Raw genomic sequence first — 15,985 nt, forward strand, 5'->3', positions numbered from 1 at the left:
GCCGCCGTTTGAAGCGCTGGAAGGAATCGACCTAGCCCGGCGCCCTGCCCAACACCTGCGAATCCGACGACGCCGCCGTCGTCGACGTCTCGTCACGCCCGTGCCCATGCCCGGTCGTCGTGACCGCATTGGTGCCGCCGGGCCGACGCACCGACTTCGCGTGCCGCTCGATCAACCGCTGCAGCAAACAGAACGCGCACAGCAGCGCGCCGATCACGATCCGCGTCCACCACGAACTGAGCGTGCCGTCGAACGTGATCAGCGTCTGGATCGTGCCGAGAATGCCGACGCCGAACAGCGAGCCGACCACATAACCGACGCCGCCGGTCAGCAGCGTGCCGCCGATCACCGTCGCCGCAATCGCATCGAGCTCCATGCCCTGCCCTTGCAGTCCATAGCCCGACAGCACGTAGAACGTGAACACCGCGCCGCCGAGCGCCGAGCAGAAGCCGCTCAGCGCATACACGCCCACCCGCGTGCGCGCGACCGGCAGCCCCATCAGCAGCGCCGAGCGCGGGTTGCCGCCGACCGCATACACGTTGCGTCCGAAGCGCGTGAAATGCGCGACATAGATCGCGGCCGCGAGCGTCGCGAGCGCGATCAGCACGTTCGCCGATACCGAACCGACGCCGAGACTGAGACGGAACGCGGAGATCGCCTTGAAGGTCGGATCGGTGATCGTGATCGACTGCGTCGTGATCAGAAAGCACAGGCCCCGCGCGAAGAACATCCCGGCCAGCGTCACGATGAACGCCTGCAGGCGGAAGTAATGAATCAGCGCGCCCTGCACCGCGCCGAACACCGTGCCCATCAACAGCACGATGGGGATGATCAGCCACACCGACACATGCATGTGTTCGGACAGCACGGCTTCGACGATCGTCGTCAGCGCGACGATCGAGCCCACCGACAGATCGATGCCGCCCGACACGATCACGAACGTCATGCCGATCGCGACGATCAGCAGAAACGCGTTGTCGACGAGCAGATCGAGCAACACCTGCCACGAGAAGAAACCGGTGTACATCACCGAACCAAAGCCGAACAACGCGCAGAACAGCAGGATCGTCACCGCGATCGGCAGCGTGCGCGGATCGACCACGCGGGCGAGTGCTTCGAGAACGCGCGTCATCGTGCCACCCCACGCGATTTGACGAGCGACGCACCGAACGACACCGCGAGCGCGCGTGCCGCCGGCGACTGAATCACACTGACCGCGAGCACGACGGCCGCCTTGACGACGAGCGTAGCTTCCGGCGGCACGCCGATCGAATAGGTCGTGTACGTGAGCGTCTGAATGATCAGCGCGCCGAGCACCGTGCCCGCGAAACTGAAGCGGCCTCCAAGCAGCGAGGTGCCGCCGAGCGTCACGGCGAGAATCGCGTCGAGTTCGAGCAGCAGGCCCGCGTTGTTGCCGTCCGCGCTGCGCACGTTCGAGCTGATCAGGATGCCGGCCAGCGCCGCGGTCAAGCCCGAGAAGCTGTACACCGCGAACACGATCGCCTTCGAGCGCAAGCCGACGAGCCGGGTCGCAACCGGGTTCACGCCGATCGCGCGAATGAACAGGCCGAGCGCCGTGCCCTCCACCAGCGCGGCGGTCGCCAGCACGGCTACCGTCGCGATCCATACCGAGCACGGCACGCCGAGCCAGTAGCCGCCACCGACGAACAGATAGCCGGGCGCACCGATCGGAATGATCTGCCCAGCGGTCAGCAGTTGCGCGATGCCGCGGCCCGCGACCATCAGGATCAGCGTCGCGATGATCGGCTGCATGCCGACGAACGCGACGAGCAGCCCGTTCCACATGCCGCTCAGGATGCCGACGACGAGTGCGGCCAGCAGCGCCTGCGCGATCAGCGCACCGCTCGGCACGGCCTGGGTCGCGAGTATCGTCGCGGCCGCGGCGCCCGCGATCGCGACCACCGCGCCGACCGAGATGTCGATGCCGCGCGTCGCGATCACGAGCGTCATGCCGATCGCAACGAGCACGAGCGGCGCCGCGCGATTCAGGATGTCGATCGGCGCGCCGAACAGGTGGCCGTCGAGCGTGCGCAGCGCAAGAAAATGCGGATTGACCAGCAGGTTCAGACCGCACAGCAACACGAGCGTCACGCATGGCCACAGCAGCGGACGCTCGACTCCGTCGCGCGCGAACCAGTTCGATAGCTTCATTCGCCGCTCCCTGCGATCAGTCGGTAGATGTTGTCCTCGTTCGATGCCTTGCCGGCCACCTCGGCGATCTTGCGGCGATCGCGCAGCACCGCGACGCGGTGGCTCACGCGCAGCACCTCGCTGATCTCCGACGAGATGAACAGGATGGACAGCCCGTTCGCGCACAACGCGAGCAGCCGGTCCATGATGTCGAACTTCGCGGCGACGTCGATGCCGCGGGTCGGCTCGTCGAGGATCAGCAGTTTGGGATCGGTCGCGAGCCAGCGCGCGAGCAGCGCCTTTTGCTGGTTGCCGCCGGACAGCAACGCGATCGGCTGCTCGGCGTCGGCCGCCTTGATGCCGAGCCGCTCGATCCACAGATCGGCAAGCTCGCGCGCACGTTGCCGGCTGATCTTGCGCCACCAGCCACGTCGCGCCTGCAACGCGAGCATGATGTTTTCGCGGATCGACAGTTCGGCGACGATGCCTTCCTTCTTGCGGTCTTCCGCGCAATAGCCGATGCCGTGGCGCACCGCGTCGTGCGGCGTACGCAGCCGCACCGCGCGCCCTTCGACGAGGATCGTGCCGCTGTCCGCGCGATCCGCGCCGAACAGCAGCCGCGCGGTTTCGGTGCGCCCCGAGCCGAGCAGTCCCGCGAGGCCGAGAATCTTGCCGGCCCGCACTTCGAGATCGATCGGCTGCAAGGTGCCGCGGCGGCCGACACCGCGCAGTTCGATGAACGGCTGCGTCGGTGTGGCGTCGGTTGCGTCCGGGTGGTCCTGCTCGCTGTCCTGCAGATCGTCGGCGGCTTGCCCTTCATGCGCCGCTTCGCGCAGACGCGCGCTCATGCGCTCGTGGCCGACCATCTTCGCGACCAGTTGGTCCGCGGACAGATCGCGCGCGAGATATTCGCCTTCGCGCTCGCCGTTGCGCATCACCGTGATGCGATCGGAGATCGCATACGTCTGCTCGATGAAATGCGTGACGAACAGAATCGCGATGCCCGATTGCTTAAGATGCCGAAGGATTTTGAAAAGCTGCGCGACTTCGCTGTCGTCGAGGCTCGAAGTCGGCTCGTCGAGAATCAGCACGCGCGCATCGACGGACAACGCTCGCGCGATCGCGACCATCTGTTGCACGGCAATCGGATAGGCGTCGAGCGAGCGCGTGACGTCGAGCGACACGTCGAGGCGCGCGAGCGCTTCCTGCGCGCGCCGCTTGATGTCGGACCAGTCGATCGCGCCGAAGCGGCGCGGCTGCCGGCCCGCGAAGATGTTCTCCGCGACCGACAGATTCGGGCACAGGTTGACTTCCTGGTACAGCGTGCGCACGCCGGCCGCCTCGGCTTCCTGCGGCGACGCGAACGCGACCACCTCGCCGCCGAGTCGGATCGTGCCGGCGTCGGGTGAGAGTACGCCTGTGAGCACGTTGATCAACGTGGATTTGCCTGCGCCGTTCTGGCCCATCAGCGTATGGACCTCGCCGGGAAACAGGCGGAAGTCGACGTGTTGCAGCGCCTTCACACCCGGAAATGTCTTGCTGACGCCGGAGGTCGCCAGAATCGGTTCGCGCGCGCTCATGTCATTCTGTTGGCTTTGCGCGCCCGGCGGCTGGTCCGGCTGATTCGGTTCGGTAGCGGAATGGGTCATGGACCTCGCTCGATCGGCTATGCATGGTTCGGCAGGCCCCAGCGGCATGCTCCCGCGGGCACATGCTCCTGAAAAGAGACCGCCCGCTGCATAAGAAAGCAGCCCGGGCGGTCAGGCACCACTGGAGAAACCTGTTCGATGCGTCCGTACTGCACATCTCCTTTGCGCCGTGGGCCGCGTTGGCCCCGGCGCCTGAACACCGCACCCGCCGCGGCACTCGCTAGAGCGGTGCCGCGGCGACGTTGCGCGCCGCGTCAGTACTTACGCGACGGCAGAGTTTGTGCGGCCACGCTCATCGGGAAGACAGTCTCCTGAGTCAGGATGCGCTTCGGCAGCGGCTTGCCAGCCACCACGTCCTTCACCGCCGACATCAGCTGCGGTCCGAGCAGCGGGCTGCACTCCACGTCGACGTTCATCTTGCCGGCGGCCATTGCCTGGAAGCCGCCCTTCGTCGCGTCGAACGAAACCACCACGACGTCCTTGCCCGGATGCATGCCGGCTTCTTCCATCGCCTGGATCGCGCCGAGCGCCATGTCATCGTTATGAGCATAGACGACGTTGATCTTGTTGCCGTAGGTCTTGATGAACGCTTCCATCACCTGCTTGCCGCCGGCGAGCGTGAAGTCGCCGCTTTGCGACGCGATGATCTTGAACTTCGGATCGCTCTTGATTACTTCGATCAGACCCGCGTGGCGGTCGTTGGCCGGCGCGGAGCCGACCGTGCCTTGCAGTTCGGCGATGTTGATCGGGCCTTTGTCGTCCTTGTAGTGATCCGCGAGCCAGTGACCGCCGCGCCGTCCTTCTTCGAGGAAGTCCGAGCCGATCATCGTCACGTACAGCGAGGTGTCCTTCACGTCGATATTGCGGTCGGTCAGGATCACCGGAATCTTCGCGGCCTTGGCTTCGAGCAGCACCGGTTCCCAACCCGATTCGACGACCGGCGAGAACGCGATCACGTCGACCTTCTGCGCAATATACGAGCGGATCGCCTTGATCTGGTTTTCCTGCTTCTGCTGCGCGTCGGAGAATTTGAGGTTGATACCGGCCTCCGCCGCTGCCGACTTCACCGATTCGGTATTCGCGGTACGCCATGCGCTCTCTGCGCCGACCTGCGCAAAACCGAGCGTGATCTTCTTATCCTCGGCATGCGCGCCGGGCGTGGCCAGCGTCAGTGCTCCGAGACTCGCGGAAAGCGCGAGCGCGCCCAGAGCGCGACACGCGGCACGTCGTGTATTCGCCATGACAGTCTCCAATCGTTGTTGTGTAGACGACCCAGCGGTCACCCGGCCCTCGTGGCCCTCACGGCGCATGGATCGTGATGTAGCGTACTGTGCGACGCGTTAACCGTCCAATCATATGATTCGCGCCCTCGATACCAATTTTGATATAGCGCGCCGCTCAGATGGCCGCTCGCGCTCTCAGGTTGGCGTCACTCTCGGCGTCACCCAGCGAAACGTCAGATTGATGCGCTCGCCGCTCACGCGCGGCTCCTTCGGCACCCGATGACGCCACTGCGCCTGGGTGTCGCCCTTCATCACGAGCAGACTGCCGCCCTTCAACGAGAACGATTGCACGACGCCGCTGCGGTTGTGCTGCAGATCGAACCTGCGCGCGACGCCGAGGCTCACCGATGCGATCACCGGCTGTCTGCCGAGCTCGGGCTCGCGGTCCGCATGCCAGCCCATGCTGTCGGCGCCGCTGCGGTAGCGATTCAGCAGCACGCTGTTAAAACGCGCGCCGCTGGTCGCCTCGGCGGCGGCCTTCAGTTCGGCAACGGCGGGCGTCCATGCTTGCGGCACGTTGCGGATGCCAGAGTAGACGTAGACTGCATCCGGCTCACCCTGCCAGGCGGTCAGACGCGGCAGTGCAACACGGCCGGCGGGCGTGCCCATCATGTCCTGGCGCCATTGCACTTCGTCGATCACGCGGGCGAGCAGGCGCTCGGCGTCGGCCGGTGCGAGCCAGTCGGGATACCAGTCGACGTCGGGCGTCGGCAGGTCGTTGAAAAGATCGCTGGTCATCGGAATGGGTGGATACGAGCGGAGGAGTAAAAACCCTGGCTATTATGGCGACAACGGTGCGCCGCCGATTCACGCGCGTTGCTCTTTCATTCGACACGGCACTCCGCATTCCCTCTGTTCTTTCGCACGGACTACTTCAATGACACTTTCCGATCAGGCGCTCGCGCAGCTCTTTCGCGACGCGCGTACGCACAACGGCTGGCAGAACAAGCCGATCGACGACGCCGTGCTGCGCGAGCTGATGGAGCTCGTACTGCTCGGCCCGACCTCGGCCAATTCGAGTCCGGGCCGCTTCGTGTTCGTCAGGACGCCGGAGGGCAAGGAAAAGCTGCGCCCGGCGTTGTCGGCCGGCAATCTCGAGAAAACGATGGCCGCGCCCGTCACGGTGATCGTCGCGATGGACATGGCGTTCTACGAGCAGCTGCCGAAACTGTTTCCCCACGCGGATGCGCGCAGCTGGTTCGTCGGCAACGAGCGGTTGATCGCGGACACGGCGTTTCGCAATTCGACGCTGCAAGGCGGCTATCTGATTCTCGCCGCGCGTGCGCTCGGTCTCGACACCGGGCCGATGTCGGGCTTCGATCAGGCCAAGGTCGACGAAGCGTTCTTTGCGGGCACGACGGTGAAGTCGAACTTCCTGATCAATCTTGGCTACGGCGATCCGTCGAAGCTGTTCGCGCGCAGCCCGCGTTTTTCGTTCGACGAAGCGGCGCGGATAGAGTGACCGCGCGTTGATGACGGATGGCGCGGCGGGTGTCGCGCCACGCGTTGGCCCGAATCGCGTCAGCTCAGCAGCGCGACATAAAACACCACGGTGCCGATCAGCGCGCCGATGAAGCAGAAGCCCTCTTCGGCCTCGTCGCCGTTCGAGCGCAGCCATGCGCCGGCCGCGCCGAACAGGCCCGCGATGCCGAGCGCGACGCACACCATCACGACGTCGAACAGCGCGCTTTTGCCGAGCTCGGAGAAATCGATGTTGCGCACGCCGAAGTAGAGCGCAATCGCCATCAGCGAGATGCCGACGAGCGGCAGCATCACATGGCTGCCCTCGTATCCGACATGATGCTCATGGTGAACATGATGCACGTCGTCCGCGTGGTGCCACAGGTGGCCCGATTTGAGCAGCTTCATGGTGTGCCTCCCCCCGCCCGATCTTTCCCGGCGACAGAACCCGTCGAGGCCTACGTGCCTCAGGCTGCCGCGGCAACGAGCCGGTTCGTTTCAAGCATACTCCACGCATGAATACAATTCAAAGCCCATTTAATTCGCTTGCATAGGCATTGAATTGCGTGGCGCGCGGCCCTGCAAGCATGGGCCGCGCATGGAGCGCGCCTGCCGCCGCCGTTCGCCGTCTTACCTTGTTCCGCCGGCTTCCGGGCAGCCTGTCGTGCAGTGCGGGAGCACGATTTTTGCGGCCACGGCAAGCGACGGGACATGCCGGTAGAATGATTCGCCGCGCTCGCCAATCATCGCGAGCGCATGCATTGCCCGCCAACCGATCGCCGCCGCGCTGTCGCTGATGCCGGCTCTTTGGCCCCCTTCCCGCCCCGATCCTCTCTATGCGACGTTCATCGTTCCTTGTCCGCATCATCCTGATTGGCATCCTGCTGCATATCTACGTCGGCTTGCGCCTGATTCCCGACATGCCGATCGACGCGGCCGGCCGCGGGCTGTGCGTGCTGTGGCTCGTGCTGTCGATCTTCCTGATCCCGCTCGGCATGATGGCGCGCGGCTTCAAGCGCCAGCCGCTCGGCGACCGGCTCGCGTGGGCTGGCCTGCTTGCGATGGGCTTCTTCTCGTCGCTGCTGGTACTGACGTTCGCGCGCGACCTCATGCTGGCGTCGCTGCTGACGATCGATGCGATCTGGCCGAACACGCTGTCGATCTCGCATTGGCGCACCGGCTCGGCGGCGGTGGTGCCGCTGCTCGCGCTGCTGTCGACGCTGATCGGCCTCTTCAATGCGCGCCGTCGCGCGCGCGTCGTCACGATCGAAGTGCCGATCGACGATCTGCCTGCCGCGCTCGAAGGCTTCACGATCGTGCAGATCAGCGACATCCACGTCGGCCCGACGATCAAGGGCCGCTATGTCGACGCGATCGTCGACGCGGTGAACCGGCTGCAGCCGGATCTGATCGCGGTGACGGGCGACGTCGTCGACGGCAGCGTGCCGCAGTTGAGCCGGCATACGCAGCCGCTGTCGCGGCTCGCCGCCCGGCACGGTGCGTTTCTCGTGACCGGCAATCACGAGTACTACTCCGGAGCGAATTCGTGGATCGCCGAATTCCGCCGGCTCGGCTTGCGGGTGCTGCTGAACGAACACGTGATCGTCGATCATGACGGCGCGCGCGCCGTGATCGCCGGCGTCACCGATTACTCGGCGGGTCATCACGACCCCGCGCATCGCAGCGACCCGGTCGCGGCGCTCGCCGGCGCGCCGGGCGACGTACTGATCAGGGTGCTGCTCGCGCATCAGCCGCGCTCGGCCGAAGCGGCCGCGGCCGCCGGCTTCACGCTGCAGTTGTCGGGTCATACGCACGGCGGCCAGTTCTTTCCGTGGAATTTCTTCGTGCGCCTGCAACAGCCGTTCACGGCGGGCCTCGCGCGCCTGAACGGACTGTGGGTTTATACGAGTCGCGGTACGGGCTATTGGGGACCGCCGAAGCGACTCGGCGCGCCTTCGGAGATCACGCGCTTGAGACTAGTACCGGGCGAACCCGAATGAACTCAACGTTCGCAGTCCGCATTAATCAATTGTTGCCTGTCGACGATACGGCTATGGCAATCCCCTGTGCGCATTCCGTGCCGATCGCGGCTTGACTGATCTTTGCGCAGCCCCCTAAAATTCGCGCAATTCTTGTAACCGGAATCACGATCTTGGACAGTAGCAGTTGTACGAGCCGAGTATCGATTTGCCCGCTCTCCTGAGCAGCAGGATTTCCGCGTCAGTCTTCCCTGTCGCCATCCTGCCCTCGGGCTCGATGGCGCAAGTCGCTCTCATTTCATTTTCATTGCAGTAATGCCGGTGAATAGCAGCATGGTTCGACGCCGTGCCGATGCCGCACGCTCCGGGCGCATACGTTCGTGCGTGCGTCTCTAATCGCCCCGGCCGCCTGCTTTTACCGTGCACGAGGCAGACGCCGTCACGTTCCCACGCGTAGGCTTCACACTGCGGCAGCACGCACGCCAACCTTTCCGAACGATGACACTCGAATTCTTCCTGCGGCTTCTGACCGCGTTTGCTTGCGGCGTCGCGATTGGCCTCGAACGACAGATGCGCCAGCGCACTGCCGGCCTGCGCACGATCACGCTCGTCGCGAGCGGCGCCTGCCTGTTCGTCACGCTTGGGGTGCTGACCGGCAACGGCGTCAGTGGCATCACGCAAATTGCAGCGTATGTGGTATCCGGCGTCGGCTTTCTTGGCGGCGGCGTCATCATGCGCGACAAAGGCTCGATTCAAGGGATCAACACCGCGGCGACGCTGTGGTGCTCGGCGGCCGTCGGCGTGTTGAGCGGCGCCGGACATTACGGACCGGCGGTCGCGGGCACCGCGGTCGTGCTGCTGACCAACACCGTGCTGCGCGAAGTGAGCCGGATGATCAACCAGACGCCGGTTTCGAACGCCGACCTCGTGCAGGAGTACGTGCTGACGATCGTCTGCCGCGAAGCCGACGAGATCCACATTCGCACCGCTATTTCCAACTCGATGTACTCGGCGCCGCTGTCGTTCCAAAGCCTGACGAGCGAGGATGTCGAGGACGAGCCCGGGCGCATTCGCGTGACCGCGACGCTGAAGATGCATCCGAAGGATCAATCGAAGCTCGAACAGATGGCGAGTCGCCTGAGCATGGAAAAGAGCGTGTCCAGCGTCAGTTGGACCGCCCGGGAAGCGGAGGCGACGCCTGAGTGAGGCGCGGCGCGCGAGTCCCCTTTGTTCGCGCGCATCGTCTACACTTAGCTTGCTGCAGATTCAGATTGTGTTAATTCCGCGTCCTGAACATGGACTGTCCCATAACCTTCGACTAAGCTCTGTCACCGTGATTTGTTCACACTCAACCAGGGAGTCTCGAATATGGAACACGGCATCATCGCATGGATCATCATCGGCGCGATTGCGGGCTGGCTCGCGGGTGTGCTGGTCAGGGGCGGCGGCTTCGGCCTGATCGTCGACATCATCGTCGGGATCGTCGGCGCGTTCATCGGCGGGTGGCTCGCCGGCGTGCTGCATATCTCGCTCGGCGGCGGCTGGATCGGCTCGATCATTACCGCGTTGATCGGCGCGGTCATTCTGCTGTTTATTATCCGGCTCGTGCGACGAGGTTCCTGAGCCCGGCATCCGATGTCATGAAGCGCCAGCTGGCTCGTGCCGCTGGCGCTTTTTTGTTGCAGGTTTCTTCTGCTTTTATCGCTGCGATCGTAGATGCTGCGGCCGTTGCAAGATCAGGCCGGTAGCATCGAACCCGTGTCGCGCAGCCGCGTATGCCATGCAAAAGCCTGCTCGAGGCAATGCGGCGTCTGCCCTCCCCAGCGCAACGCATCGCGGTAGTAGTCGCGCAACAGCTCGCGATACTGCGGATGTACGCAATGCTCGATGATCAGCGTCGCACGTTCGCGCGGTGCGAGGCCGCGCAGATCCGCGAGACCCTGCTCGGTGACGACGACGTCGACGTCGTGTTCGTTGTGATCGCAATGCGGCACCATCGGCACGATGCTCGAAATGCGGCCGTCCTTCGCGGTCGACTTGCTCGCGAACACCGCGCACGACGCATTGCGCGCAAAGTCGCCCGAGCCGCCGATGCCGTTCATCATGTGCGTTCCGCCCACGTGCGTCGAATTGACGTTGCCGTAGATATCGAATTCCAGCGCGGTATTGAGCGCGATCAGGCCGAGCCGCCGAATCACTTCGGGATGGTTGCTGACCTCCTGCGGACGCAGGACGAGCCGGTCGCGATAGCGCTCGATATCGCCGAATACCTGCGCCTGCCGCGCGGCCGACAGCGTGATCGACGCGCCGGATGCGAACGCGACCTTGCCGGCATCCATCAGGTCGAACGTCGAATCCTGCAGGACTTCTGAATAGATTTCGAACACCTCGAAAGGCGATTCGACGAAGCCTGCCAGCACCGCGTTGGCGATCGTTCCGATGCCCGCCTGCAGCGGCGGCAACTGCGCTGACATACGGCCGCGCGTAACTTCGTGCTGGAAAAACTCGATCAGATGACCGGCGATCAGCGCGGTTTCCCGATCCGCGGGCAGCACCGTGGACGGGCTGTCGGCCATGTCGGTGATCACGATCGCGGCGATTTTCTCGGGCGGAATCTCGATAGCGGGTGTGCCGACGCGGTCGTGCGTGCACACGATCGGCAACGGCTCGCGATGCGGCCGGCGCCCCGGAATCCAGATGTCGTGCAAGCCCTCGAGCCCGAGTGGCTGCGCAAGATTGATCTCGACGATGACCCTGTCCGCGAGAATCGCGAAGCTCGCCGAATTGCCGACCGACGTCGTCGGCACGATAGCGCCGCTCTCCGTGATAGCGGCCGCTTCGATGATCGCGACATCGAGCTTGCCGAGCTGGTTCGCGCGCAACATCTCGACGGTTTCGGACAGGTGCTGGTCGACGAACATCACTTCGCCGCGATTGATTGCGTCGCGCAGCGTCTTGTCCACCTGAAACGGCAGACGGCGCGCGAGCACGTGCGCTTCGGTCAGCATGCGGTCGACGTCATGACCGAGCGAGGCGCCCGTCATCAACGTGATGCGCAGCGGTTCGCCCAGCTGGCGCGCACGCTCGGCGAGTGCGACCGGCACGGCCTTCGCGTCGCCCGCGCGCGTGAAACCGCTTGCGCCAACGCGCATGCCGTCGCGAATCAGGAGCGCCGCGTCGGCGGCCGTGGTGATTTTTCCGCGCAGCGCAGCGCAGCGGATTCGGTCTTCGTACATGAAAGGGAGTCTCTCCATAGTCGCCAGTTCCGTCTACTGGTGCGCACCTCTGCGGTGTGCTTCGCTCAATAGGCGGTTGCCGCACCCGTCGCGGCGTCTCGATCGGACGGCGTCGCGAGCAGATGTTGGGTCGCGTGACAGAGTCCGCGACAGGTGTTGCGCGTGAGGCAGCCGGACTTACTTTTCGAACTTAGCTGCCGAAGTAGATGTTGCAGAAGCTCATCGGGCCAACGCATTCATCGGCTTTCGCTTTCGGTGCTTCCACATGCTTGCGTGCGACAACCTTATCGGCGCGCTGGCTATCCGCTTGCGCAACCTGCTGCTCCGGCGCGGCCGGCTCTGCTTGTGCATAGGCGGCGGCAGCGGTGGACAAAGAACAGGCAATCAGGACCATCTTCAACACTTTCATCTCATTCTCCAGGACTTACGACTACTGCGACGCTTACTGCGAGGCAGTGACGAAACTATATGACCGCCACGTACGCGAATAAACGGGGCCACCCGGAAGGGATCTTTCCATCTGGCAGAAAGATCCACGCAGCCTTGCTCAGCGACGATTGAACGGTGCGTCCTTGTCGAGCAACGCGCTACGAATGAAGTGCAGACAGCTCAAGATGCGCTGCAGGTCGTGACGCCGGTCGCGCTCGGCATGAACTGTCTGCAGGATGTCTTGCGCGAGCCAGGTGGCCGAGCGCACGGCGACGAGCGCGCGTTCGAGCGTGCGCGGACCAGGGCGTTCGAAGAGCCGGGCGAGATGGTCGCAGCTGTGTTCGATCACGCTGCGCCAACGCGGCTGAAGGAGGTCGGCATATGCGGCGCGGGCGGCTTCGTTGCGCAGATCGATGACGGCGTGACCGACTTCGATCGTCGCGAGCATCCAGCGAAGTGCGTCGCGTCGTCGTCGTGAACGGTGCGTCAGCAGCATGCGCAGTTGCGAAGCCAGATCGTGCGTGCTCGACTGGAAACGTCGGTTCAGACCCGGCAGGCCGTCCTTGCAAGCCGACACAGCTTGCGCTCGCAGGTCCCCCATGATCCGGTCGATGAGCCAGCGCATATCGGCAGGAAAGACCACCGCGAAAACAAGAGCTGCGAGCACCATCGACGCGGTCAGCGCAATGCCGTTGTTGATCAGCAGATCGGGGACGTAGCTGACGACGTTGTCTGGTCCGGCAAGCAGACAGAAGAACACTGAAAAGCCGATGCCAAATCCTGCCGCGCCGCGACGCGTCGCGATGAACGCGCCGAGCGAGAGCACCGGTGCGAGTACCACGCAAAGCAGCGGGAAACCATCGATATTCGGATACACGTAGCACATGAATACGTAGCCGGTGAGCGTCGCGAGCACGGCGCCGAGCGTCATCTGCAAAGCCATTCTGGTGGCGCTCGGGGCCGTGGACGTCAATGCACAGACAAGCGTCGCGCCTATCACGGCGAGGCCGCCGCTCGGCCAGTTGGTCGCGATCCAGAACGAACTCGCGATTCCGATGACGACAGCCGAGCGCACAAACGTGAATAACACGGCGAAGTGGTTGGTCCGGCTTATAGAGCCGCTCGTGTGGTGGCATTTATGCGGGCTTGATCTACGTCGGATGCTTTGCTGTGGGCGCTCTTTTCTTCGCCACAAGCATGCATAGGTCTCCGAATAATTTGCCCATTCGCCCACGAAGCGATACAGCAATTCGGCTGCCGTGTCGAAGTCCGCAAGCGACTCCGGGGACGCCGCTTCGAGTGGCCGCCTGGTTTCGCGTATCCGGCGTGGCAGGTTCGCTCGAAAGAGGCGTAAGCCGGCTGCCACGTGCAATGCTTCGACCTCGGCTTCGGCTCGCATTTCGAACAAGGCTTCCAGTTCGTCGAGGTACGGGTCGATGGCTGCGAGTATCGACGCGGCACGGCTCACGCGTAACCGTTTCAGCAGCTGATGCAGCGCATGCAGACGCGCGCACGCATCCATGAATTCGCTATTCAGACGCGCCAGATGCGCACTGCTCGAGCGCATCGCCGGATCTTCGAACGCGACGAAGGTGCGCGTTGCTTCGAAACCAGCGATTTCGTCGATGAATTCCGCGAAACGCCGTTCGAACTGATTGCGCTCGAGCCTGCGTGCGAGCACATCGACAGTGAACGCAGTAAAATTCGCGTACCTGATCTGAAGGTTACGTCGTAGCGCGAGGCTCGAGCGCTGCGGCACCAGCAACGCGCTGACCGCGCTCGAACACGCGATGCCGACGGCCACTTCCGCCGCCCGCGTGAGTGCTGCGAGGAACAGTCCGTGTGGCGCCATCACGTTCGGAATGCCGATCAGCGCGGCCGTGTAACCCGCGAGCACAAAGCCGTACCACCTGAAATGCCGATACCGGACCGCCGCAGCAATACAGGCGCTTACCCACACGATCATGCCGAGCATGTACAGCTCGGGCTGCTGAACGAACAGCCCGCCGAGCACGAGTGCGGCGACGGTCCCTACTGCCGTTCCGAGAATGCGGTAGAAGCTCTTCGCGAGCACCATGCCGCTGAACGGTTGCATCAACACAAAGACCGTCGTCATCGCAATGCGCGGCTGCGGCAGATCGAGCAGCATCGCCATACCCAGCGCGAGCAGGCCGGCCGCGACCGTCTTCAGAAGGTGCAGCCACGCCAGACCGTCGCTGCTGGCCCAGTCGCGCGCGGCCCGATTGAGGTTGGCTCGGCTGAATCGTCGCCGCATGACACCGCGCAGACTGAAAAAATCGGCCGATGGTTCGATCGCGTGATCGGGTTTCATCTGAATTCGGTGCGCCCCACGTGGTCGCTGAAGGAACCTCCGGGCAGAATCGCTGACACCGGCAGGCGAAGGGCCGATTGTAGGAGTCCGCGATGCGCGCATTAAGACGACCAGTGCAGAACATCTGTTCCAGAACGGACAACAATAAGTGTCTGAGACTGGCGGAAAATATGACCTTGGTCATGAAACAGAAGGTTTGATGGACACGCTACAAAATATGCGAGTGTTCGTGCGGGTGGTCGAAGCCGGTAGCTTCACCGCGGCCGCGCAATCGCTCAATTCAACGACCGGCGCGATGTCTCGCGCAGTCTCGGAGCTTGAGGCACATCTGCGCACGCGCCTGCTCAATCGCTCGACGCGCCGGCTTGCGTTGACCACTGCCGGCGAGCGGTATCTGAAGAGATCGCAGCAGATCCTCGCAGATGTCGACACTGCGGAAGAAGAAGCCAGTTGCGCGCACGAGCGGCCGACCGGCGCGCTGCGCATGCATAGCTTTGCGAGCATCGGCCAGCACTACGTGCTGCCGGCGATTTCGCGTTATCGCGCGCTTTATCCTGATGTGACCGTCGAGTTGACGCTGTCCCAGCGCATGCCGGATCTGTTCGAGGGCAGCGCCGATGTCGCCGTGATCGGTGCATCGACGCTGCCCAATTCGGACCTCGTATCGTTTCCGCTGGGGACGACGTTCAGCATCCTGTGCGCCTCGCCGGCCTACGTGCGTGCGCACGGCGCGCCGCAAAAACCAGCAGACCTTGCGTATCACGAATGTCTGATCCTTCATACTCCGGCGTTTCCGCCACATGAATGGACGCTCGACGGCCCGAAGGGCAGTGAGTTGATGGAAGTCGACGGACCGGTGCATGTGAACATCGCCGAATCATTGATCGTGGCGATCCGCGAAGGCATGGGCATCGGCATGGTGCCGCTCTACTCGGCCATTTCGGGGTTGCGCGATGGCACGCTGGTGCGCGTGTTGCCGGAATATACGCTGCAGAAGACGACTGTTTACGCGCTCTATCCGTCGCGCAAGTTCATCGATGCAAAGACACGCACGTGGGTCGAATTCTTGCGCTCGCATCTCCCACAGGTGATTGCGCGCGACGAAGCATTGCTTGCTGAGGTCGGGCAATTGGGATCTGTAGATGAGCCAGCGCAGACGGCGGCTCAGGTTGAGCGTGGGCGCGCCAGAGAATAGCGGTCGGGACGGGCTAGACGCTTGTTTATGCACAGGTCGAATGCGCAAACGAGCGTGGACTTTTTGGCAGTGGCCGGCGACGACGTCCGGCCAAGCTTTTTTCGTGCGCAGTCGAGTATGTTGCTGTTGCTTTCGACCGCGTAAACGCAGAAACCCCACCGCTGGGGGTGGGGTTTCTGACTGGGTAAGGAGCCTGACGATTACCTACTTTCACACGGGCAATCCGCACTATCATCGGCGTGGAGTCGTTTCACGGTCCTGTTCGGGATG

The 15,985-nt window shown here is 63.7% G+C and carries 14 protein-coding genes; 5 read left to right on the top strand and 9 right to left on the bottom strand.

The genetic code is table 11. From position 1 onward, the window contains the following. Positions 1–31: 31 nt before the first annotated feature. The 5 genes from yjfF to EVC45_RS37285 form a co-directional block, all read right to left on the bottom strand. Entirely contained in the window at positions 32–1,132 is a 1,101-nt protein-coding gene (gene yjfF / locus EVC45_RS37265; RefSeq protein ID WP_129963123.1) for a galactofuranose ABC transporter, permease protein YjfF, read from the bottom strand. After that, positions 1,129–2,172, bottom strand: coding sequence for an ABC transporter permease (locus EVC45_RS37270; RefSeq protein WP_129963124.1), 1,044 nt, complete (start codon positions 2,170–2,172; stop codon positions 1,129–1,131). The genes yjfF and EVC45_RS37270 overlap by 4 nt, the downstream gene beginning before the upstream one ends. Then, positions 2,169–3,800: a sugar ABC transporter ATP-binding protein gene (locus tag EVC45_RS37275; protein WP_129963125.1), complete on the bottom strand. Its 1,632-nt coding sequence runs from the start codon at positions 3,798–3,800 to the stop codon at positions 2,169–2,171. Before EVC45_RS37275 ends, EVC45_RS37270 begins: the two co-directional genes overlap by 4 nt. Positions 3,801–4,054: 254 nt before the next feature. Further along, entirely contained in the window at positions 4,055–5,041 is a 987-nt protein-coding gene (locus EVC45_RS37280; protein WP_129963126.1) for an ABC transporter substrate-binding protein, read from the bottom strand. 177 nt (positions 5,042–5,218) lie between these two features. Beyond that, positions 5,219–5,821 carry an alpha-ketoglutarate-dependent dioxygenase AlkB gene (locus EVC45_RS37285; protein WP_129963127.1) on the bottom strand — a complete coding sequence of 201 codons (603 nt, stop codon included), beginning with the start codon at positions 5,819–5,821 and terminating at the stop codon, positions 5,219–5,221. 139 nt (positions 5,822–5,960) lie between these two features. Here EVC45_RS37285 and EVC45_RS37290 point away from each other — a divergent pair, with 139 nt between their 5' ends. After that, positions 5,961–6,545 carry a malonic semialdehyde reductase gene (locus tag EVC45_RS37290; RefSeq protein WP_129963128.1) on the top strand — a complete coding sequence of 195 codons (585 nt, stop codon included), beginning with the start codon at positions 5,961–5,963 and terminating at the stop codon, positions 6,543–6,545. Between the two features lie 59 nt (positions 6,546–6,604). Here EVC45_RS37290 and EVC45_RS37295 read toward each other — a convergent pair whose 3' ends face one another. Beyond that, positions 6,605–6,952, bottom strand: coding sequence for a hypothetical protein (locus EVC45_RS37295; RefSeq protein ID WP_129963129.1), 348 nt, complete (start codon positions 6,950–6,952; stop codon positions 6,605–6,607). Positions 6,953–7,380: 428 nt separating this feature from the next. On the opposite strand from EVC45_RS37295, the gene EVC45_RS37300 reads away from it, so the two are divergent. From EVC45_RS37300 to EVC45_RS37310, 3 genes are all read left to right on the top strand, one after another. Further along, complete coding sequence (locus EVC45_RS37300; RefSeq protein ID WP_129963130.1) at positions 7,381–8,544, top strand: metallophosphoesterase; 1,164 nt, start codon at positions 7,381–7,383, stop codon at positions 8,542–8,544. 477 nt (positions 8,545–9,021) lie between these two features. Next, positions 9,022–9,729, top strand: a complete 708-nt coding sequence (locus tag EVC45_RS37305; RefSeq protein WP_129963131.1) for an MgtC/SapB family protein — start codon at positions 9,022–9,024, stop codon at positions 9,727–9,729. A gap of 162 nt (positions 9,730–9,891) precedes the next feature. Next, positions 9,892–10,146, top strand: a complete 255-nt coding sequence (locus tag EVC45_RS37310; RefSeq protein ID WP_027193933.1) for a GlsB/YeaQ/YmgE family stress response membrane protein — start codon at positions 9,892–9,894, stop codon at positions 10,144–10,146. Positions 10,147–10,259: 113 nt separating this feature from the next. On the opposite strand, the gene EVC45_RS37315 is transcribed toward EVC45_RS37310, so the two are convergent. The 3 genes from EVC45_RS37315 to EVC45_RS37325 form a co-directional block, all read right to left on the bottom strand. Then, positions 10,260–11,759 (bottom strand): acetyl-CoA hydrolase/transferase family protein, encoded by a 1,500-nt coding sequence (locus tag EVC45_RS37315; RefSeq protein ID WP_211193538.1) that lies wholly within the window; start codon positions 11,757–11,759, stop codon positions 10,260–10,262. A 190-nt stretch (positions 11,760–11,949) separates the two neighbouring features. After that, the gene (locus EVC45_RS37320) at positions 11,950–12,168 is read right to left on the bottom strand and encodes a hypothetical protein (RefSeq protein ID WP_129963133.1); all 219 of its coding nucleotides are present in this window, start codon (positions 12,166–12,168) and stop codon (positions 11,950–11,952) included. 138 nt (positions 12,169–12,306) lie between these two features. Next, positions 12,307–14,520 carry an FUSC family protein gene (locus tag EVC45_RS37325; RefSeq protein ID WP_129963134.1) on the bottom strand — a complete coding sequence of 738 codons (2,214 nt, stop codon included), beginning with the start codon at positions 14,518–14,520 and terminating at the stop codon, positions 12,307–12,309. A 199-nt stretch (positions 14,521–14,719) separates the two neighbouring features. Here EVC45_RS37325 and EVC45_RS37330 point away from each other — a divergent pair, with 199 nt between their 5' ends. Further along, the gene (locus EVC45_RS37330; RefSeq protein WP_129963135.1) at positions 14,720–15,715 is read left to right on the top strand and encodes a LysR family transcriptional regulator; all 996 of its coding nucleotides are present in this window, start codon (positions 14,720–14,722) and stop codon (positions 15,713–15,715) included. Positions 15,716–15,985: the final 270 nt, after the last annotated feature.

Origin of the sequence: Paraburkholderia sp. UYCP14C (genome assembly GCF_004197395.1) — a bacterium.
GTDB lineage: Bacteria > Pseudomonadota > Gammaproteobacteria > Burkholderiales > Burkholderiaceae > Paraburkholderia.